We start from the raw sequence: 21,476 nt of genomic DNA, 5'->3' as shown, positions 1-21,476 counted from the left end.
TACAATAAAGTTAATGTTTTACTTTTATTGTATACAATAACTTATTATTCTTATAGACTATTTTATAAAATAGTTTTGCAATGTGTTATGATTTTTTAAATAAAGATAAAATGTATGAACCAATTTCCTAAATGTCCTGAATGTTCTGGTCTTTATGTCTATGAAGAGGGCGAAAATTTTATTTGTCCTGAATGTGCGCATGAATGGTCACAAAAAAACGAAGATTCCTCCGTTCTTGATGTTGTTTACGATGTTAATGGCCAACGTTTGACAAACGGTGACACTGTTATGGTGATCAAAGATCTCAAGGTAAAAGGAGCTTCATCTGTTCTGAAAAGTGGGACTAAGGTTAAAAATATTCGTTTGGTAGATGGTGATCATAATATTGATTGTAAAATCCCTGGCATTGGGCAAATGGGGTTAAAGTCAGAATTTGTTAAAAAAATTTAGTTAAAAAATTTGTTCAATATTTTTATGTTTGGTCTACATTTGTAAATTTTTGAGAATAGTGGACGCGCTGCATCGAAGACACTGTCCATGATACGTTAGTCATTTTTTGTGACAGTGACACTCTACGATAGCGGCGATAGCGAAAGCGCTTTCTTGATAGTTCAAGGAGTCAATAAATGACGCTGTTTTATGCAGGCATGGCTTCAACACCTAAAACTTCTGGAATAAAGTGCTTTAGAAGGTTTTCAATGCCGTGTTTTAAGGTCGCTGTTGAAGATGGACATCCGGCACAAGCTCCTCGCATATTGAGATAAACAATACCGTTTTCAAAGCCACAAAAGGTAATATCTCCTCCATCATGGGCAACGGCTGGGCGAACGCGTGCTTCTAGAATATCTTTTATTGTTGCAACAATCTCAGCGTCTTTTTGATCATAAAATTCTTCATAAAGTGTGTGGAGTTGTTTTTGTGTTTCACCATTGGTTAGAATAGTTGGATCATTAGAAAGAAAATGCTCCATAATTGTTCCTAAAATAACTGGTTTGAGATGTTGCCATTCTCCATCATTTTTGGTTACAGCAATAAAATCATAGCCTAAAAAAACACCGCTAATGTTTGGAATATTCAATAGTTTTGTTGCTAAAGGTGAAGTTTTAGCAGCTTCTTCTTTATCATGAAACTCTATACTATTTTCAGAAAGAACGACGCGACCTGGTAAAAATTTGAGTGTTGCAGGATTGGGTGTAAGTTCAGTTTGAATAAACATCGTTTATCCTTTCTTCAAAGCTAAGGAATAATGAGAAGATCATTAATGCAAGAAAAAATTGTTAAGCAACAACTTCAATATCTTCATCTGCAATACCACTTGGAATAATGATGACAGGAATGGGAAAAGCTTCTCCTCGATTTGCGATTGATTGGACAAGTGGTCCTGGTCCTTCTGAACTGCTTCCTGCGGCTAAAACAATAATTGCAATACTTTGATCTTCATCGATCAATTTAAAAATTTCATCATTTTTTTGACCTTCACGGACAATAATTTCGGTTTTAATTGCCTTTTTCATATGAACTTCATGGGCAATTTGTTTTAAAGCTGCAGAGGCATTTTCTACGGATTCAGTTCGCATAATTTCGTTGACACCTAAGAAATGCTGAAATTCTGAATTATCAATAATAGACAATAAGACCAATGTTCCGTTGGTATTTTTTGCGTGCTGTGCAGCGAAAGCAACAGCACGGTGACATTCTGGTGTTTGGTCGATAATGACCAAAATTTTTCTCTGACGTCCTTTTTCCAAAATTTTTCTTTTTGAGACCATGCAGTTTTATTTCTGTATGTTGATGATTAAGATTTTGTTTTTATGGTTTGTGTAACAATCCAATGATTTCACGAACGTATTTCATATTTTCTTCTGCTTTTACACTAGCACGTTCTGCACCTTCATGCAAAATAGAATCGATATAGTCTCTGTTTTGTTGAAGACGACGGAGTTCTTGTGTTATTGGCGCCAGTTTATGAACGGCAAGATCAACAAGAGCTGATTTAAATAATGAGAAAGATTTTCCTGAAAACTCTAAGAGAGCTTGTTCTTTGCTGATTTCTGAAAAAGCAGCATAAATACCCAGTAAATTATCCACTTCTGGGCGTCCTTCCAAAGCTGTTATTGTTTCAGGTAGAGGCGCAGAGTCTGTTTTTGCTTTGCGGATTTTTTTTGCAATAAGATCGGCATCATCACTTAAATTAATGCGTGAAAAATCAGAAGGATCTGATTTTGACATTTTTTTTGTTCCATCTCGCAAAGACATAACGCGTGTTGCTGTATTGCCAATAAGGGCTTCGGGTATTGGAAAAAAAACATTTTTCTTTTGAGAGTTTTCTTGTATGGCAAAGCCATAATTTAATTCTGCAATTCGATCTGCGTAATCATTGTTGAATTTTTGTGCAATATCACGTGTGAGTTCAATATGTTGTTTTTGATCATCACCGACAGGAACATGTGTGGCACGATAGACCAAAATATCTGCAGCCATAAGGCTTGGGTAAGCAAAAAGTCCAAGGGATGCTTGCTCGCGGTTTTTTCCTGCTTTATCTTTAAATTGCGTCATTCGTTGCAGCCAGCCGATACGTGCAATGCAATTCAAGATCCAAGCTAATTCTGTATGTTGAAAAACGCGTGATTGATTGAAAATAATTTGTTTTTTAGGATCAATACCGGCCGCTAAAAAGGCGGCAGTTACGTCTCGGGTAGATTCTATTAAAGTCGCTGGATCAGGATTAATTGTTAGCGCATGCATATCGACAACGCAATAAAGGCAATTATAGGACGTTTGTAATTCAACCCAATGCTTGATCGCTCCAAGGTAATTACCAAGATGCAAATTTCCACTGGGTTGAACGCCAGAAAAAACAAGCGGTGTTAAGGTGTCCATAAGATATGCCTTTCTCAATGGTGTTATTTTTATGTGTTGTGGCAAAGGGTATAACTGAAATCAAGCTCGAATATGATAAGCATTACTTTATATTTTTACGTGAGAAGGAGAAAGAGCTGCGTCCTGGCCAAAAACAGATTATAAAATAAATGAAGATGATAATGATCATGATCCCTGCTAAGGTAAAGAAGCGTAAAAGAAAAGATGCTTGTGAAGATAAAGGAAAAGATAAGAAGCTCAGTGCGTAGTATAATGCTCCCATTGTTAAAATTGTTGTGATTGTAAGTCGTGCAATTCGTTTAATGAGTTTGATATCGTATTTCCAGTATCCACGTTTTATAAGGACGCTATAAAGTAGCAATGCATTCACCCATCCCGAGGTAATTTCAGCAATGACAATGCCGCGAGCCGATAAAATTGGGAATAATGTTAAGGCTAAGCTGATATTGATAAAAACACAAACTCCTGCAAAAATCATGGGAGTTTTTGTATCTTCCCGTGCAAAAAAATTTGGAATAAAGACTTTTATGAGTACAAAAGCTGGAAGACCTAAGCCGTAAAGCTCCAGTAATTGTGCAACATTGCGTGTTGATTCACTGGTAAATTGACCATGCTCAAAGAGCAAACTAACAATAGGAATAGAAATGAATAAAAAAGCGATTGATGCTGGCAATGTCAGAAACAAGGTTAATTCAATTGCTCGGTTTTGTAAATCTTGCGCTTGATTGTATTTTTTGCTGCGCAGAGCTTTTGTTAGTTCTGGTAAAAGAACAGTTGCAACAGCGATCCCCACGACTCCTAGCGGTAATTGATAGAGACGATCCGCATAGACCAAAGAAGATACAGCTCCTGATTGGCTAGAGGCAATATTGGTATTGATCAACAAATTGATTTGTGTAATCCCTCCTGTAATAGCCGCAGGAAATGCTAAAATAAGGAGTTGACGAATATTAGGACTCAATCGTGGAAAACGAAAAGAGATTTTCATGCCACTTTGATATAAAGCGATTGCAATCAAAATGAGTTGAAGAAGCCCTGCAACCATCACTCCCCAGGACAGATTTAATCCGATACGCCAAACATCTAACTGGGCTATCCAAGCATAAGCGAGAACACCGATCAGAATAACATTTAAAAAAACAGGAGCAATCGCAGCAACAAAATAACGCTGCAATGCATTAAGCATTCCTCCCATCATGACAGCTAAAGACATGCACGTTAAGTAAGGAAACATAATCGCTGTAAAATGAATTGTTGCATGAAATTTTGTTGCATCTTCTGTAAATCCTGGGGCGATGATTGTGCGTACCAGAAAAGGCATGCTCATTTCCATTGCGATCGTTAACAGTAAGAGAAATGAGAAAAGAACGCCAAAGACTTCTTCTGCAAATTTACAGGCATTTTCTGTTCCATCTTCGGTAATTTTTTTTGAAAAAAGAGGCACAAAAGCTGCATTAAAAGCGCCTTCAGCAAAAAAACGTCGAAATGTGTTTGGAAAACGAAAAGCAGCATTAAAGGCGTCGGAAACAGGGCCGGTTCCAAGAGCTGCAGCCATAAGCATTTCGCGTACAAAACCGAAAATGCGGCTCATTAGGGTTCCAGAAGCAACGGTGGCGAATTTTTTAATTAGGCTCATAAAGATACATTGAATTTGCAGTGAGACGGTCAATAAAAAACCATTTAGATTGTGAAAATGTGATAACTATGTCAAGAGAGCATTTTACGATTGTGTTTGGTTTGCTGTGAATGAAAGACTATGAAATACTCTAGAATATATGTTGCTTATTCTATCATAGATTTTATGTCTCCCATAAAATGATCGCGCATTTTGTTTTTACAATTAAAGATAGATTTTATGCTATGAAAGGGAATAATCTAGTATACAAAAAGAAACAATCTTCAACAACAGATTTTATTTGATTTTTCTTTTGTCATTTTAAATGAGTGTTTTTATCCTCTTGTTTGATCACTGTTTATGCCTTTGTAGAGAAAGAAGATGACAGATGCGTTATCTTGCGATAAGTAATTTGAAATGAAAAGATATTTTACTTAATCGAAAACAACTTAATAGATGTACCATGCAAGAACTCACCAATATTGATATTATTATGGATGATTATGACGCTGTATTCTGTGATGTTTGGGGAGTTGTACACGATGGTGTGCATACATTTGAAGCGGCATTAAAAGCGTTGCAGAAAATAAAAAAAGCAGGGAAAAGCGTTATTTTCATTACCAATTCACCGAGATTGCGACAAGATGTTGCAACTCAATTAGACACTATGAGAATTAATCCTGATTATTATGATGCAATTGTGACTTCAGGTGATGTGACGCGCGATCTTATTTCTGCAGCTCCACGTCAAATTTTTTTCATTGGTCCGCACCATGATGTGGCTTTATTCGAAGGATTAGACTGTGAATTTGTTGAAGAAAGAGAAGCAACTGCTGTTGTATGCAGTGGTTTCCTTGAAGAGTATGATGCAACACCACAGGCTTATGAAGAGATGTTTCGTCGAATACAAGCGAGAAATTTACCTTTTATTTGTGCTAATCCTGATATTGTTGTCCATTTTGGAGATAGAGAATTTTGGTGTGCTGGAGCTTTAGCACGTCTGTATCAACAATTAGGTGGTGAAGTTCGGATTGCTGGGAAGCCTCATGCACCTATTTATGAATGTGCTTTTGAAAAATTGACAGAAATTTGTGGATCTGTCGACAAAAATCGAATTCTGGCTATTGGCGATAGTCTTTTGACAGATGTTAAAGGCGCGATTCATTTTGGGATTGATGTGCTTTATATTACGAGTGGTATTCATCGTCATGATTGTATGAAAAATGGCATTCTAAACAAAGAAGCTCTCCATTCTTTATTTGATCATTATGGCTATAAGCCACAAGCAGTGATGTGGGCTCTTCAGTAATGGCTGATTTTTTACATCTTCAAGGGTATGATAAGCTCCCTTCGAGTTTGCGTCATGCAGTATTGGCGATTGGAAACTTTGATGGTGTGCACCGTGGTCATCAAGCGATATTACAAAAAACACTTGATTTGGCACGTGTTAAAAATAAACCTGCTCTTGTTTTAACATTTGAACCGCATCCAAGAAGTTTTTTTCATCCTGATTCTCCTGTTGATCGTTTGACGCAAGCTACTGAAAAAGCTGATATTTTCAAAATTCTTGGTTTTAATGGTGTGATCGAACAGCCTTTTGATGCTCATTTTTCTGCCTTTTCAGCCGATGAGTTTATTCATGTTATTTTAAAACAGGCTTTTGACGTTTCTGCGGTTGTGACAGGAGAAAATTTTTATTTTGGATGTAAAAAGAATGGAAATACGCATTTTCTTCGTCAGATGGGGGAAGAACACGGTTTTGAAGTCTTGCAAATTGCTGCAGTTTATAGCTCACAAGATTCTGATGAGCAGATGATTTCTTCCAGTTTTATTCGTCAGCTTTTATCGCAAGGAGAGGTAGAAAAAGCAGCTCAATTATTAGGGTATCATTATCGGATACGTTCAAAAATTATTCATGGTGAAAAACTCGGTCGTCTTTTGGGCTTTCCTACTGCCAATCAAGTATTGCCCCATCAAACCAGTTTGGCTCATGGTGTTTATGCGGTTCGCTTACGTCGCGCTAATGGTCTCTTGTATAATGGAGTTGCAAGTTTTGGGTGTCGTCCAACCGTTGTTATGGATGGATCTCCCCTTTTGGAAACGTATGTCTTTGATTTTGATGAAGATCTTTATGATGAAAATTGCACAATTTCTTTTTTGCAGTTTTTGCGAAAACAAGAAAAATTTGATGGATTAGAGCCTTTGATACAACAAATGCGCTGTGATGAAACAGCAGCAAGAGACGTTATGGTAACAGCTCAACCCTTATCGCCTTTAGATAAGCTTTTAACTTTTAAAAATACATTTTGATATGGTCTGAAAAAGATAAAAGAGCTGCAATAATGGCACTTAAACTGACCATAATCATAAAAATATATTCTAAGACATCGTGAAAAATATGGAACTTGCGTTTTTGAGTCGGTGAGTTAAATATTTTAAGATCTGATTTAGTCATCATTTTTACCTTTGCCTATACAGTTTTATAATTTTTGTTTGAGCAAAGGAAATTTAGCGTTTGTTTCTTGCTGATTGGTTAAAATGCAAGATTAAGGATGCGCTAAACGACAAAGGTGCATTGAGCGTATTCCACAGCGACAATAAGCAAGAAGAGGAAAAGGTGCTGTTTTTAAGACTGTTTTCATAGCTTCAATATCCGATGGTTTTATGAGGGGAGGAATGATTGGAATATGATAGGCTTTGATGCCGTATTTCTGAGCGGTTTCTTTGATAGAGAAAAAATCAGGTTGATCAGGATCCTCTTGGTCAGGTCTGTTACAGACAATCGTTTTAAAACCAGTTTTAGCTAATGTTTCAATGTTTTCGACATTAATTTGAGCGCTGACGAAGATATTGTGTTCAATTTCTTGCAAATCCATTTTTTATCCTTATAGGTTTTTTTTCTTACAGATTTTGTGTAACAAACCTTCTAAGGAAAATAAAATTTTTTACGCACAATTTAACAAAAATATATCTTTTGGTTGGAAGAACAACAAGCTTAGAAAAAATAAGAAGCAATATGAGAAATGCTTTTTATTTTAAGCTTATCACATCTGTTTTTTAAAATATCACTCTCGAATAATTTCGAGAATTTTTTCAATATAAAAGAGCTTATTTTATGTTTAGAATTATAGAAATAAGACAATTATTTTTGTAATCAAAAATTCTCTACCCAAAGCTTCACATTGAATGATTACACTTTAAAAACATGTCCCTTCTGTTTCCACTTTTGGTATGTATAATCACTTGTAAAGCTAAAGAACTTTAAAAAACACAGATAATGTCTAGTCCATCTCCGCGATGAGTGCTAAAACAACAATGATATTGATGCTTATAATTAACATTGAATAAAGCATTGCAGTTTTAACTATACCAGCCACAAATATTTCTTTCTATTTTTTGCTGTATAAATTTTATCAATCACATTACATGATGCATTGTAATATGCACCGATGTTTCACATGCAGCAAATTCTAAAATGGCACTTTTCATTCTTATGGAAAGAGCAAAGTGTCTTTGTTTCATGGCACATAGGCACAAACATTTAAAATTTCCTCGCTTAATCTTGATGGAGCGACTATATCTCATAAAGATCTCTTTCTACAGAACGCGCTGCTTATTTTACCCACCAAAACATCAACAAAAAGACACTTTTACCCATTCAATAATGCTAATTTTCTCTCATCTTACAATCATTTGATTTGATTGATTCATTTATGTTTATAGTAAGGTCATTTGTGTTTATATTAAGGCTATTTGTTTAGTTTTAACTTATTGAATAGAATGGCTATAGAGAAAACTGTAGCGTATACAGATACACGTTATGTTTTTTGTTATTCATAAAATATTTTTAAAGCTTTTTCTTGCACTACATAGGTTGTGATTGAAATAAACTGTAGGCATTTATTGGTTATAAAGAGAAAATGAGTATAATTTTTTGATTTCTTCTACTTTTATGGAAAGGGGGATTATGCATATAAAACAACAGGTGCGCAGAAAAAATTCAGAAGTTTTCTGATCGACTTAAAGATTATTTTACAAAAACAGTTACTAAGCTATCAATGTATATATTGATGGTTTGCGTTATGTGGGAAAGTTCTTCAATCTTTTGTGCGGATGATTATTAAGATCATAATCAGGATCAATGAATTTGAATAGTGCTCTTCTATTGACAAATTACGTTTTGTGAAAAATACTAAGGGTATGCTGGCTATTTATGCGTGAGGGGAACACTTCTGCTAAATTGGCTGTATTGGCTGTGATTTGATCCCATAGTGTTTGAATGGGAGAGTGCGTGGTGTGCATATATGTGAGAAGCTATGGGGAGTGCAGATACTGAAGTTTTTGCGAATTTGAGTCTTTTGTGTTGCAAATTGTTGTTGAAATTGTGTTGCAACGAGTGTTCCTGTTGGTTACTTGTAAGGGGAGTGCAAGGAATTTTTAGAAGATAGGATATTTTATGCTGTAAGTGAACGGACGTGTTCTATGGAACAGACTTTTGCGCACAGATACAGATATTAACTTCTAAACGAATAAACTGAACTCGTAAAATGAAGTAAAAAGCAAGGGATTTGCTGTTGGAGATTAGTTGTTTATCAGCGGGAATAGAACGTTGATAAAGTGAATTGAATTTGATGCCTATGTGCATTGAGTAAGAGGCGTTTGGTTCTTTTATTTGGAATAAAAGTCAAACGATATTATATTATAAAAGGGGAATGAAAATGTCTATAGCGCACTGTGATGACGAAGATATTACGTCTCAGACAAAAGCTCTTGATAATAAACTCATTGGCCGTGACTGGGCGATGACGAAATTTGCTGCCGCTGTTAAAGGACTTGCGGAGGTCGTTGATTATGAAAGTAATATGCTAGAAAGCTGCGGTGTGCCAGATTACGAAGAAATCAATTTATGTAAAACACGAGGATTGCGCGATCTTAATAAATCTATGAGTGATATGAAGCGCTATATGAATCAAGATATCGAAAATGAAGTCGAGAGTTTACTCTTGGATTTGCAGAAAAAATTGCATCGTAATAGCGAATTACTTGATACGCATTTAGATGCTGTTGGAGATCTTTCACAAATTTTGCAAAATGCTATTAACTCTAAAGAAACAGAGTGATTTTTGATATCGTGAGGAATTGAAATACAAGTGCTTTAAGATCTGTGGTTGTGTTCTGAGATTCTTACATGGCTTTGGATATGCAGTTCGTCTTTATTTTGAAAGACAGTCTATTCATTTTTATTTCTTCAGTTTTTTTGAGTATAATGATGCAAAATGACATTTTGTATAAGAATAGTTATGTCCATTTCCAATTAGAATATTGAGTAATCAAAAGAAGAAAATACTGTTCGCTATTTTCATAAAAGTGAAAAAGTCAATTTAAGATTTTGATTACAATGAAGCAGAAAATTTTCCTTTTGTAAGAAATGTAAATTTTATGAAAAAAGGCAACGTATCACGTTGCCTTGAATTCCATTTTTTTCGAAGAAAATTATTATTATTTAAAATCGATACTGCATTCCTCCTGAGAACGTTGTACCAGAAACACCAGATTTTTGAAGTTTGTGTCGATAGCTGATATCACCATTCAACGCAACTCTTTGAGAAAGATGAGCGCTTACACCAATTCCTCCCTCAATTGAGGACTTCATAGGATCAAGCTGGAATGTATCTCCCATTCGTATTGTTCCACCATCCTTGAAAGCTCTAACAATATTTAATTTTCCGTAGAAAGAAACAGTATTGTCTTCTGCAGGGCTTCCTTCAAATTGTGTTATCGTTTTGGATAAACGCCCACCAACACGCAACAACCATTGATGAGGATTTTCCATATCTACTTCAAATCCATCAGCATCTAAGATAGGATCAAATTCCAAACGTTGATAAACAATCTGTGCTTGTGGTTCAAATACCAACCCTTCAATTCCTGTCGTTAGCTTTTGACCCACAGTTGCAGAAGCACTTAATGTTTTTGCATTTTTTAAGGTTGCAGTTTTTCCAGCAAGAGCATTTGTAATATCCCCTTTAATAAGTCCATAGGAGAAGAGGGCATCTGCATATACTCCTTTTTCATATTGCAATCCCGTGTATGCTGTTAGCAACCATTTATCAAGAGCACTTTTATCAGCATCTTTCACATCTTTTGGAGTGAATGAGAGTTTTCCATAAGTTCCGATCAAGCCAAAATTAGCTGTGATATTCTGACCTTCCAGCATTGAAGATGCTAGACCTGCTTGTAAAGCATAATAATTAATATTAGCACCATAACCATATTCGAGAGCACTACGTGCAGAAGATAAGGTCAACTTATCACCATAGGGAGATAAAAATACAGCTTGTTTCTTTCCTTCATTCATTTTCAATGAAGCTGCTCGCATATCTGCTACAAAAATGTTTTGATTGTTTACATCAGCAAAACCAGCAGAGAACAAGGCATTCGGCATAATCAAATAATTTGCTGCTTGAGGCACAAGAGCTCTGACTTTTGAATTCGGATCAAGATAGGCTTTTTGTAAGCGGAAATCCCAAAAACCATTCTGAGCTCTCGGAGCATACCCATTTCCAGCATTTCTAACATTCAATAAATTTGCATCCAATCGCTTTTGACCTGCACTAGATTCTCCAGGACCATAAGCCTTCAGCACATATTGATAAGGCGTACCATGCGCAGTCATGTAACCGTTCTTCAACTGGAAAGAATCTTTATTTGCATTCCCAGATACTTGAACTAATGATATTCCTTTTGTATTTTCAGTAACAGCAGCAAGACGTCTAGCGAGAACAGAATTTTCAGCTACGTTCCTTCCATTTCTTTGAGAGTTTCTATTTGTGGAGGAGGTTTTCACATTCGATTCTTTGACATCGATATGAAGTGTTGTAACACCTGAAACATCTCCATAAATTAAAATCTGATCAGCTGTCGTACTTGCTAGAGAATTTTCATCCCACTCTGCATTTAAATAAACATTCGCGTTCCCTTTTGCGGTGTAAACTGCTGTGTGAACTGCTGGCATTCTAGGAGCCGCTGCACCAGCTACACCTGCACCCCCAACAGCAGGAGCTCCATTTTGAGCTCCAACTGGAACAACTGGTATAGCCTCATTCTGATTGTTTGGCTTAGGTCCTACACTTAATTTTTTATATTGCTTTCCATAAGAACCTTTTACTGGCTCTCCGAAAATAACACTACTATTATCAAGAGTAAGTGCAGAAACTTTAGACTGCGATCTTACTGCAGCGTCAACTAGTAAATAACCTTCTTCCTCTTCACTTCTACCAGAACGATTTACTTCATTCAAACTAGTATTGAAGAACCATTGACTATTGTTGCGTAAATTAAAAACAGCACTCCCTCCGGCATCTACTCTTCCGTACAGAGTTGAATTGTCTGCATTAACAGTCAAAACTCCAGACTTGTTCTGTTGTTCACGTTTTCCATTTTCCGGATTTTTCGGTGGCTCACTTTTTAATAAAACATCCGCAAAAATCTGAGAATTCTTTAAATTAATGCGATCGTTTGTAAAAACCCCATAAACACCAATCCCATCTTCAACAGAAATTTTTGTATTATTTAAAATTATCTCATTAAGAGGTATCGTATTGGCTTGATCATCTACATTTACAATTATATTTCTATTACTATAAGAAATCGCGTCCTGTTTATTTTTGAATAAAATACCAGATCCTTGTTCAGTTTTGATAGTTATTGTCGAATCGGTAAGACTGATACGACCACCCCCTCCACTAATTAAACCATTTTCTTGTGACTGAATCTTAATCTTTTTTGCGTTGATACTTCCACCATCTGTTGTCATCAACGCACCAACACCTGCAAAAATACTTCCATCTATTATTGTAACTTCTGTAGGTCCATCAGCATGTACTGCAATTATTTTATCTCGAAGACTGACATTATTTAAAGTGATGCTATTTTTACTTGTTCTATTTTTATAGACAGTAATTCCATTCCCGTAAGTTTTATTATCATTATATGCAACATGAGGTCCACTATCATTTTGATCAGCAGCTTGAGCTATGGAAACGCTACTTCCCAAAAGCGAACCAAAATATGAAAAAAATAGACTTCCAGCAACAGTTGATCGTAAAAAATTTTTTTTACACATGTAGATATGCCTCTAAATTATGTCTTTATCTTTATATATCGTTTTCTGATGAATCATTTAACTCATTATGTTATTTCTGTAAAGTTAAATATGATATATTGTGTCTTATAATGTGAAAATATAAATCATTATAATACACAAATTGAATGTGCATTTTTCTTTAAAATATTGCTTTCAAAATTATATTTTTGTGTCATTTATATGATGATGATCATTGTTATTTTATGTTTTCTTGAAAGATAAATAGATCACCATTGTTCATTTTAATAAAATATTTCAATAGATTAATACTAATATCTATTCGTTATTATATTATTTTTTAAGTTAAACACCAATGAATCTACATCCGCTATGGATGCAAATTTTCCTATAAATTTCAAATTTATTGGTGTTTAAAAGAATCTAAAATTATCAATTTTTATAAACAATTTGTTGTTTATTATTTTAATATTGATTCTTCAATAGTGATTAACTAATTTGCAGATGGTTGCGGAAATCCTGAGTGATTTTGCCTATTTTTTGTATAGATGCTTGATTGTTAACATCATCAAATAAGCATAGAATAAAGCATTGAATATCATCAAATGATAATGAGCTCTTTATGATCCCAATACCTTATTTTGATCTGAAACAAGATTAAAGAGTGGCCTTTGCGTGGATGATATCGCTGAAATGACTGATTGTATGATTTTTGTTGAAGATAAAACATCTTCAGTTTTTAAAAGACAACACAAACATTCCTCCCTTTATGCTTTATCTGTACACAAAAGGAGGGAATTGCTTTTTCATTATAAATTGCTACAATTTGGAGAGAACTCTGTATCTCCTCCTATGATGCCAAGATCTCTTATCAAAAGAGGTTTTCCTACTTCTCCATTGTAAGCTTTAACATAAATATCTTTTTCCTTTACCTCAAGGTGGTAATAGTCTCCATTAAATAATGCACCAGCTGTATAGAGGGGAACATTTCCAAATACTTTATCATCTTTTGCACGACAATAGGACTGGTAATGTGTATGTCCTACAAAGATAGCTTTGACATTATGTTTCGTAATCATTGATTTAAAGAGTGCTAGATCTTTAGCATTTTTTTTGTGAATAAAAAATGATTCTCCATCAATAGATGCTGGACGTCCATCATGGAAGTTTATAACACTGACTTGTCCTCTTTCATCGGCACTTTCTAAATCTTTTTTGAGCCAGTCTAATGACTTTGTTATGTGTACCTCAGTGTGCTCTTCTTTTAAAGAAACATGATAACTTGGGTAATTATGAAGTTGTATGAAGTGAATATCTCCATAATCCCACGAATAAGCTAAACTACCTTTTATAACGTGAATAATGTTGTTGGCAACAATGGTAAAATCCTCAACAAAATCTGCATTAAAATGAGGGAGAGAATTGCGATATTGTTTTATTTGTGACAGCATTCTCTTAACAGCGCTTATGGCACACGCATTTTTAGAAGAATTGAATTCCTCAGGAATTTCGCAATTCCCAACATTGTTTGCATAATCGTGATTTCCTAAACCTTCATAGACAGGGGATCCTATGTTTTTGTAGATATTTCTATAATCAATATAGTTTTTTAGTTGACCAAATTCTGTCAAATCACCATTAATGATATGAAATGCAGCTTTATGAGATTTGATTGTTCGTGCAACTTTTCTATTTATTTGTATCCATGGGTTTCTATTTGTTTCCCCATTAGGATCACCTGAATTTAAACGCCACGCTTGCGGATCTGCCATTATAATAGCTGTATAATTCTTGACAGAATGTCTTCTTGTTAAAGACAAATTTTTTGAAGAAATATCATGAGATTGGCTGTTTCGTTTAGTACTTTCAGAATCAGGTGTCAAACATCCCGATAAAGCCAAAGCAATTATACTTATTCCTATATATTTCATAATCGTATATTTCCAAAAAACATTATGTGGTTATTGTATGATACAAAAATTTCAAAAATCAACTTTTTTATCATTATAATGCGTAGATAACTTGATCGGAAATATGGCTATGAATAAATATATCATGAAAAGCTTATAAGCATCAGAAGGAAATGATTGAGTTCATATATTTTGTACAGGATAGATGAAGATACCTCTTTTATTCTTTAAATTACAAAATATGGTTTTTAAATTTTTAAAGATTTTTATCTTAGAATTTTGTTTTTAAAGTCTGCGAGTATATCTATTTTGTATCAAGGGAGAGAGAATATGTCTCTCGAGAAACAAAATATGGCTGGGGAACCTGGATTCGAACCAAGATTAACGGAGTCAGAGTCCGCTGTTCTACCTTTAAACTATTCCCCAATATCTGTTATTTTCTGGTTTTTAGCAGATTTTAAAGAGTGTGCAAACTTAAAAAAGCTTTATATTATTCATAATAAAGAGCGATTGGCACACCATTGATGATTTGAACTTGGATATCCACATCATAGATTTCTTTGAGAATTTGAGGTTGCATTACTTCTTGAGGACTTCCACAATAAGCAGCTTTCCCATTTTTAAGTGCAATGATTGTATCAGAATAAGAAGATGCAAAATTGATATCATGCATAACGATGACAATGGTTTTTTTGAGCTCATTGGCTGTGCGGCGTAATTGTTTCATCATTGCAATAGAATGTTTCATATCGAGATTGTTTAAAGGTTCATCCAGAAGCAAATATTTTGTATCTTGACAAAGAACCATTGCAATAAAAGCGCGTTGACGTTGTCCTCCAGAAATTTCATCAAGAAAACATGTTTTTAGATCTTGTAAACCAAGATATCGGATAGCACTGTCAATAAATTGTTTATCTTCGTTGTTATAGCGGCCTTTCGAATAAGGATAACGCCCAAAACTGACGAGATCGTAAACGGTTAGACGAACGGATAAAGGGTTATCTTGACGCAGAAGTGAAATTTTTCTAGCTAAAATATCATGGGGGGTTTGATAAATATCAAGACCGTCAATATTAATTATTCCTGTATTCTTTTGTAAGAGTCGTCTCATCATCATTAAGAGAGTTGATTTTCCAGAACCGTTTGGACCAATGAGCGAAATAATTCCTTCATTAGGAAGATGAAGACATAGATTATCAATAATCAATCGTGTACCATAAGTTTTGGATAGATTATCGATTTTAATCATTTGAATTTTTCTTTCATTAATAAGGTTAAGAAAACGATACCACCACAAAATTCGATGATAAAACTCAAGCGTCCTGCCATATCGAAAATTTGCTCTAGAATAAACTGTCCACCAACAAGACAAATGATTGCTAATAATATTGCAATTGGCACCACAACATTATGCTTTTCTTGTGGAGAAATCTCATAAGCAAGGTTTGCAACCAATAATCCAAAAAAAGTTACAGGTCCGACAAATGTTGTGGAAATAGAAACAAAAATAGAAATAAAAATCAGAATAGTTGTTGTGTTTTTGTGATAATCAACGCCAAGATTGAGAGCTGTTTCACGCCCAAGAGCTAAAACGTCAAGCAGACGATGTAAAGGCCAAGCAATCAAGCTCACGATTATAACAATGATTGTGGTGAAGCTTATTAATGATGTGTTAAATTTATTAAAGTTTGCAAACATGATGTCGGTTAAATTCATCATTTGATCCGGATTAAGCTGTAACTGCATAAACATCCTTAAACTGAAGAAAAAACTTCCAAACACGATACCGATTAACAAGGTAATATGAAGTCCTTTTAGATTTCCTAAAAATAACCATCGAAAAAGGCTTGTAGAAAATATAACTAAAATTAGTGTTTCAAGAATAAATTGTCCTTCTTCATTAAAAAAAGGCAAAGCAAGAGAACCAAAAAAATAAAGGACAATGGCTTTGATTAAAATATAAAGTTGATCAAATCCCATAATAGAAGGTGTGAGAAGACGGTTGTTGACAATTGTCTGAAAGAGAACAGTTGAAATGGCAATTGTGTATGAGATAAGAAGAAGAGAAATGAGTTTTGTTAAACGAAATGGCCACGTATAAGCATTAACATTCCATGTCATATAAAAACCAATGACTGTACATGTTAATGCGATCAATATTGCGAAGGTTAACGCTGTTTTTTTCTTTCTAGCCAAGACGTTTTCTCCAGCGTAAAAGAAGCATTATGAAAATAAAGCTGCCAACCACACCCATGGTTGTGCTGATAGGCGTTTCAAAGGAAGGATTTATGATCCGTCCTACGAGATCGCAAATTAAGACAAGTCCTGCACCACTGATAGCAACCCAAGGTGCACTATAACGCATATTGTCTCCCATAAAGCTTGAAACGATATTTGGTATAATAAGTCCAACGAAAGGAATACGACCCACAATGCAGATAACCAAAGCGGTGGTTAATGCAACAACAAAGAGGCCAAAAAACATGACTGTGCGATAGTTAAGGCCAAGATTATTTGTTAAGTTTTCTCCAAGACTTGCTACTGTAAAACGATCGGCCGTAAAATAAATGAGAACGCATAAAGGAAAAGAGAGCCATAAGAGTTCATATTTTCCTTCTAGGATCATTGAAAAATTGCCAAATAAATAGGCTTGAAGAGAAGGAAGCAACATTTCATAATCGGCAATCGCGTTGGTTATAGAGCTCACGATATATCCCAACATAATTCCTGTTAAAGGAACAGTAAGAGCAGATTTAAAAGGGATTTGACGTAATAAAAATATGAAAAGTAAAGCGCCAGCCATAGCAAAACCTGTAGCAATGGCCATTTTCCCGAGAATAGGGACATCTGGAACAAAAATCATGACAAAGAGAATGCCCAGAGATGCGGATTCAACAGTTCCAGTTGTTGAAGGTTCAACAAAACGATTTCGTGCAAGTAATTGCATAATCATTCCTGAAAGTGCAAGTGACATTCCCACTAAAAGAATTGCGACTGTGCGAGGAAGTCGTGTCTGCCAGAAAAGGAGCCATGCAATCGGATCACCTGATAATAGATTGGAAGGTGTAACATGCGAATAACCAACGAAAATGCTGAGAATGGAAAGCAAAATAATTCCGATAACAGCTATCCAGTAATATTTCACGCTGAATTTCTTTCAAAAAAAATAGCAGAAGCTTGTTGATAAAACTTCTACTATTAAATTTATTTTTTTAAAATAAGCAAGCTACTTGTTATTTGCTTTTTGCAAAAGCTTCACGAATTTGTTCTGCTGTTTCATATAATCCTGTTAAACCGCCACTTGCTCTATACCAGTTCCAAGAATTGAGGTAGATAATTTGATTTTTAGCTCCAGCTTTTGTGCGTTTAATCAGTGCATTATCAAGCAATTGTGCTGCAGATTGTCCTTCTCGTCCAATTGCGGAATCTCGATCAATTACTAAGAGCCAATCAGGATTTACTTCGAGAATGAACTCAGGAGAAACAAGCTGTCCATGCTTTTCTACAGTTAACTTATCTGTTGCAGGAGCAATTCCAAATGTAGAATGGAAAATATCAAAACGCGAGTTTAGACCTAAAGCGCTGATTTTTCCACCTGATGTCATAAGAACGAGACCTGTTCCTTTTTCATTTGTTTGTTTGCGAACGTCTGCTAATACATCATGGAGTTTTTTAATCTCGCGTGTAGCTTCCTTTTCTTTGCCAAAGATTTGTCCAAGAATCGTAATATTACGTTCAATATCCTTAATCGTATCTTTGTTTTGTACTGTTAAATCGATCGTTGGAGCGATTTGAGATAGGTCTTTATATTTTGGTTGTGTCCGTCCGGTTATAATAATGAGATCTGGTTGAAGATTTATAATTTTTTCGTAATTAGGCTCAAAAACCGTTCCAATCGTTTCATAGCGAGCACTATTAAATTCACTCAAATATTCAGGTTTTTGGCCTTCAGGCACACCAACAACGGCATCGATACCAAGATGCTTCATATTATCAAGTGTTGCAAGATCAAATACGATAACTTTTTGAGGACTAGCTTTAACCGCTGTTGAGCCCGAAGTATGGTCAATCGTTATATTTGCACGAATACTGGTATTCGCCCATGAAGCTGTCGTAAAAATCATCATCGCAGCTAAGATAGAAGCTGTCCATCTTATATATTTAGTCATTAATTTCATCCTTTTGCCTTAGATTGTTAAAGTTTTTATCCAAAGAGTGTATAGTGTAAGAATATTAATTTTAAGAGTTTTTTTATCATCAATTTACAAAATATATTATATTCTGAAATATTATGTTATGTTGTAAAATGATTCAAAATATGTCAAAGTCAAAAGTCCATTATTAACTATCGTAGCTTGTTTTGCTTTATTCGCGACGCGTATTAATTTCGTAATTAGCGTTGGGTAGTGTTCAGAGATTCAGAAAAGATTCTGCTCAATTATCTTGTAGATTATTTTCTTGAAAGATACGATTTCCATAATTCTTGTAGAATTTTATGATTTTAAATAATAGAGCAATTTATCGCGCTATATTTGCTATTATGTTTTAAATGATAGTGCTTACGAATTATGACTTATAGTGTTTGGGCTATCTTCTGTCATTTATTTTTAAGATTAAAGTTTTTTAGCGATCATTGTTGCATGTTTTTTCTGTATCAGAAGCGTGCTAATGAATAGATAACCCATGATTATTCTTCTTCCATTTTAGGCATTGTGATAAGATAATAAAGCATTTTTAATGTTATAGTGTATATGATTTATTCATGCCCTATTTTACAAAAAGAATGGTGCTGTTTTGCTAATGATAATATTGTATCATTTTTATTGAATCGATCTTAAATATTTTAGTCCCTGGATTGAAGTTTAGTGCTCAAGTTTCTTTCAAAAAAGCTTAATTTCTCGGATCTATGAATAAGGCAATATTTTTGAAAACAGATTTTTTAGTGAAATTCTGGATCTATTTTAATGATCAAATAATAATTAACTTTTATAATTTGACCGTCAATTTTTTATAAAAATGCCATTATGAGATTGCAACAAAGTTGCCATTAGATTCATTTTTTATCTTTACATAAAATACGTAATGAATTATGCACTCTTTTAAAAACACATAAAGTATAAATATATTTTTAATTTTTAAATTGATGTTATTTTTTAGGAGGGGGAGAAAGTTTGCAATGGAATTATGGTCAAAATATTAAAAAATCATGTGTATGTGTGTGCTTTTACCACGGCTATTTTTTCTTTTTTGCATAATGTTACTGTTTGTGCGCGGGTATCATCTGATGTGCCAAATGCGAAAAGCCTTGTCTCTCGATGTGGGGATCAGAATAATCAAAGTAGTCAATTTGATCGCTGTAAGGATGGTCAAAAACATATAATAAATGGGAAGAGTTATCAATTAACAGGAGCGAGTGAGAAAGAAGCTCCTCCTGTTCTTGCTATTGTGGTAGAGAATAAGAACACGATTGTCCACGCGACGGATATAAAAGTGAAAGCTGTTCCAAATTCCGGTGTTGCATATGGTGTAGGTATAAAGAAAGGCGGAACAGCTATTTTAGATAATCCGCTTTTTGAAGGTCTTGCAATCGGTGTTGGTGTTCTTAATGGAACATTAGAGATGAATGGTGGGGTGATTAACGCAAAGATAGGTGTTCAGGCAAGTGAAGGCAAGACACAGGTAAATGGGAGTAAGACATCTGTTTTCTTGAAGGATACACAGATTAATGCGAGCAATGAAGGGGTAGGGTTAACTGTTTTTAATGGTGCGACGGCTCAGGTTACAGGGGGGGCAATTAATGCGGTTAATGCGGGAGGAGTTGATGTTGATGCTAGAGCGAATGTCGTTTTGGATAATGTTCGTATTACGTCAAAAAGTGTTAAAAAAGAGGGGCAAGAGAATGCTTCGGAAGAAGAGTTTTCAGTTTTTTCTGTGCAACAAGGCGGTTCTCTTCAATTGAAGCGTGTGAATGTTAATGCAACTGATGTCAACGGTTTGTGGATTGAGAGTTCATCAGATTTTTTGCAGCGTGATACACTTCTATCGTATCTTCCAATTGTATTATTGCAAGAAAACGAGAACAAAGGTAGTATTATATCACAACTTACCGATGGGATATTTTTTACAAATGTCGAGGTTGAAGATTCCGCAATTACAGTGCGAGGAGATCAATTTAAAGGTCTCTATTTAGAAAGTGGTGCTAATTATAATAACAGGCACGATGATGTTTCGTTATCATTAGGCTCCATCCAATTTAAAAATAGCTCTTTATCTGTTCCAAAAGGAATAGCCATTTATAGTGATGCTAAAAGAGATTCTGTGATTGGTTTTTTAGAAGGTACGAGTGTCTCGGGTGATTTATTATTACAGGTTGAAAATGATTCTTCTGTAGTAGTTTTTGCAAATGATGCGACATTAACAGGAGGTGTGCGCATTGATGATGAATCGACTGCTGAATTTATCATAAGTGAATCAAAATGGACGTTAAGACCGAAAAAGAAAAAAGATTTAACAGATTCTATTTTAAATTCAGCAGAGTTATACGATTCATTGATTTCAAAAGCATATGTCCAAAACAGCCGTATTATTTTTGAAAAACCAACATCGAAGAAATATCAAACGCTTCATGTTGGAAAAGAAAAGATTGCTTCTGAAGAAGGTCAGGCCGCTGCAGGAAATGGACAACTTTCAGTATCTCCCTCTTACAGTGCAGCAGGTGATGCGCGGATCTATGTCAATGCATTTGTGAGTGGCCGTGATTCTTCTTTAATATCTGAAGCAGATCGTATACTCATTCATGGTGATGTTGTTGGAGCAACTACAATTTATGTTTCTGCGATTGAAGAGAGTCTAGGACAAAAGGGAAGAAAACAGAAAGGGAATCGTGGAGTTTCTCTGGTTCAAGTATCAGGAAAAGCTCATAAGGATTCGTTTGTCCTAGATAGTGATTACGTCACTTTAAACAGTC

Annotated in this window: 15 protein-coding genes, 1 tRNA gene and 1 pseudogene; 5 read left to right on the top strand and 12 right to left on the bottom strand. The window is 34.9% G+C overall.

Features of this window, described 5'->3' with window-relative positions:
- The first annotated feature begins 114 nt into the window (after window positions 1-114).
- Entirely contained in the window at window positions 115-450 is a 336-nt protein-coding gene (locus NPY00_RS06020; protein ID WP_269021175.1) for a zinc ribbon domain-containing protein YjdM, read from the top strand.
- A gap of 187 nt (window positions 451-637) precedes the next feature.
- Here NPY00_RS06020 and NPY00_RS06015 read toward each other — a convergent pair whose 3' ends face one another.
- From NPY00_RS06015 to murJ, 4 genes are all read right to left on the bottom strand, one after another.
- Window positions 638-1,216: a NifU family protein gene (locus tag NPY00_RS06015; protein WP_269021174.1), complete on the bottom strand. Its 579-nt coding sequence runs from the start codon at window positions 1,214-1,216 to the stop codon at window positions 638-640.
- 61 nt (window positions 1,217-1,277) lie between these two features.
- Complete coding sequence (locus NPY00_RS06010) at window positions 1,278-1,769, bottom strand: universal stress protein (protein ID WP_269021173.1); 492 nt, start codon at window positions 1,767-1,769, stop codon at window positions 1,278-1,280.
- 40 nt (window positions 1,770-1,809) lie between these two features.
- Window positions 1,810-2,880: a tryptophan--tRNA ligase gene (gene trpS / locus NPY00_RS06005; protein WP_269021172.1), complete on the bottom strand. Its 1,071-nt coding sequence runs from the start codon at window positions 2,878-2,880 to the stop codon at window positions 1,810-1,812.
- A gap of 82 nt (window positions 2,881-2,962) precedes the next feature.
- Window positions 2,963-4,516, bottom strand: coding sequence for a murein biosynthesis integral membrane protein MurJ (gene murJ / locus NPY00_RS06000; RefSeq protein ID WP_269021171.1), 1,554 nt, complete (start codon window positions 4,514-4,516; stop codon window positions 2,963-2,965).
- 442 nt (window positions 4,517-4,958) lie between these two features.
- On the opposite strand from murJ, the gene NPY00_RS05995 reads away from it, so the two are divergent.
- Entirely contained in the window at window positions 4,959-5,804 is an 846-nt protein-coding gene (locus NPY00_RS05995; RefSeq protein ID WP_269021170.1) for a TIGR01459 family HAD-type hydrolase, read from the top strand.
- A complete protein-coding gene (locus NPY00_RS05990) occupies window positions 5,804-6,805 on the top strand; it encodes a bifunctional riboflavin kinase/FAD synthetase (RefSeq protein ID WP_269021169.1) in 1,002 nt (333 codons plus the stop codon). Before NPY00_RS05995 ends, NPY00_RS05990 begins: the two co-directional genes overlap by 1 nt.
- A gap of 236 nt (window positions 6,806-7,041) precedes the next feature.
- Here NPY00_RS05990 and NPY00_RS05985 read toward each other — a convergent pair whose 3' ends face one another.
- A complete protein-coding gene (locus tag NPY00_RS05985) occupies window positions 7,042-7,371 on the bottom strand; it encodes a TIGR01244 family sulfur transferase (protein WP_269021168.1) in 330 nt (109 codons plus the stop codon).
- A gap of 1,842 nt (window positions 7,372-9,213) precedes the next feature.
- Here NPY00_RS05985 and NPY00_RS05980 point away from each other — a divergent pair.
- On the top strand, window positions 9,214-9,615 hold the full coding sequence (locus NPY00_RS05980; RefSeq protein ID WP_269021167.1) for a flagellar protein FlgN: 402 nt from the start codon (window positions 9,214-9,216) through the stop codon (window positions 9,613-9,615).
- Between the two features lie 383 nt (window positions 9,616-9,998).
- On the opposite strand, the gene NPY00_RS05975 is transcribed toward NPY00_RS05980, so the two are convergent.
- The 7 genes from NPY00_RS05975 to NPY00_RS05945 all read right to left on the bottom strand — a co-directional run bounded on the left by NPY00_RS05975 (window position 9,999) and on the right by NPY00_RS05945 (window position 18,678).
- Complete coding sequence (locus NPY00_RS05975; RefSeq protein ID WP_269021166.1) at window positions 9,999-12,620, bottom strand: autotransporter outer membrane beta-barrel domain-containing protein; 2,622 nt, start codon at window positions 12,618-12,620, stop codon at window positions 9,999-10,001.
- Between the two features lie 788 nt (window positions 12,621-13,408).
- Window positions 13,409-14,530, bottom strand: a complete 1,122-nt coding sequence (locus NPY00_RS05970) for a metallophosphoesterase (protein ID WP_269021165.1) — start codon at window positions 14,528-14,530, stop codon at window positions 13,409-13,411.
- A gap of 331 nt (window positions 14,531-14,861) precedes the next feature.
- A tRNA-Gln gene (locus NPY00_RS05965) sits at window positions 14,862-14,935 on the bottom strand.
- Between the two features lie 64 nt (window positions 14,936-14,999).
- On the bottom strand, window positions 15,000-15,758 hold the full coding sequence (locus tag NPY00_RS05960) for an iron ABC transporter ATP-binding protein (protein WP_269021164.1): 759 nt from the start codon (window positions 15,756-15,758) through the stop codon (window positions 15,000-15,002).
- Complete coding sequence (locus NPY00_RS05955) at window positions 15,755-16,705, bottom strand: iron chelate uptake ABC transporter family permease subunit (protein WP_442864038.1); 951 nt, start codon at window positions 16,703-16,705, stop codon at window positions 15,755-15,757. The genes NPY00_RS05960 and NPY00_RS05955 overlap by 4 nt, the downstream gene beginning before the upstream one ends.
- Entirely contained in the window at window positions 16,698-17,654 is a 957-nt protein-coding gene (locus NPY00_RS05950) for an ABC transporter permease (protein ID WP_269021163.1), read from the bottom strand. The genes NPY00_RS05955 and NPY00_RS05950 overlap by 8 nt, the downstream gene beginning before the upstream one ends.
- 88 nt (window positions 17,655-17,742) lie before the next feature.
- Complete coding sequence (locus tag NPY00_RS05945) at window positions 17,743-18,678, bottom strand: siderophore ABC transporter substrate-binding protein (protein WP_269021162.1); 936 nt, start codon at window positions 18,676-18,678, stop codon at window positions 17,743-17,745.
- A 1,015-nt stretch (window positions 18,679-19,693) separates the two neighbouring features.
- Here NPY00_RS05945 and NPY00_RS05940 point away from each other — a divergent pair.
- A pseudogene (locus NPY00_RS05940) lies at window positions 19,694-21,476 on the top strand (hypothetical protein); the annotation flags it as partial.

This window comes from Bartonella sp. F02, assembly GCF_026929975.1.
Classification (GTDB): domain Bacteria; phylum Pseudomonadota; class Alphaproteobacteria; order Rhizobiales; family Rhizobiaceae; genus Bartonella.
Note: the sequence above shows the minus strand (reverse complement) of the source record. Positions and strands in the feature narration are given on the sequence as shown.

Bases quoted from the DNA above. Each gene is read 5' to 3' on its own strand.
- NPY00_RS06020 (WP_269021175.1), top strand. From the start codon at position 115: ATGAACCAATTTCCTAAATGTCCTGAATGTTCTGGTCTTTATGTCTAT.
- NPY00_RS06015 (WP_269021174.1), bottom strand. From the start codon at position 1,216: ATGTTTATTCAAACTGAACTTACACCCAATCCTGCAACACTCAAATTT.
- NPY00_RS06010 (WP_269021173.1), bottom strand. From the start codon at position 1,769: ATGGTCTCAAAAAGAAAAATTTTGGAAAAAGGACGTCAGAGAAAAATT.
- trpS (WP_269021172.1), bottom strand. From the start codon at position 2,880: ATGGACACCTTAACACCGCTTGTTTTTTCTGGCGTTCAACCCAGTGGA.
- murJ (WP_269021171.1), bottom strand. From the start codon at position 4,516: ATGAGCCTAATTAAAAAATTCGCCACCGTTGCTTCTGGAACCCTAATG.
- NPY00_RS05995 (WP_269021170.1), top strand. From the start codon at position 4,959: ATGCAAGAACTCACCAATATTGATATTATTATGGATGATTATGACGCT.
- NPY00_RS05990 (WP_269021169.1), top strand. From the start codon at position 5,804: ATGGCTGATTTTTTACATCTTCAAGGGTATGATAAGCTCCCTTCGAGT.
- NPY00_RS05985 (WP_269021168.1), bottom strand. From the start codon at position 7,371: ATGGATTTGCAAGAAATTGAACACAATATCTTCGTCAGCGCTCAAATT.
- NPY00_RS05980 (WP_269021167.1), top strand. From the start codon at position 9,214: ATGTCTATAGCGCACTGTGATGACGAAGATATTACGTCTCAGACAAAA.
- NPY00_RS05975 (WP_269021166.1), bottom strand. From the start codon at position 12,620: ATGTGTAAAAAAAATTTTTTACGATCAACTGTTGCTGGAAGTCTATTT.
- NPY00_RS05970 (WP_269021165.1), bottom strand. From the start codon at position 14,530: ATGAAATATATAGGAATAAGTATAATTGCTTTGGCTTTATCGGGATGT.
- NPY00_RS05960 (WP_269021164.1), bottom strand. From the start codon at position 15,758: ATGATTAAAATCGATAATCTATCCAAAACTTATGGTACACGATTGATT.
- NPY00_RS05945 (WP_269021162.1), bottom strand. From the start codon at position 18,678: ATGACTAAATATATAAGATGGACAGCTTCTATCTTAGCTGCGATGATG.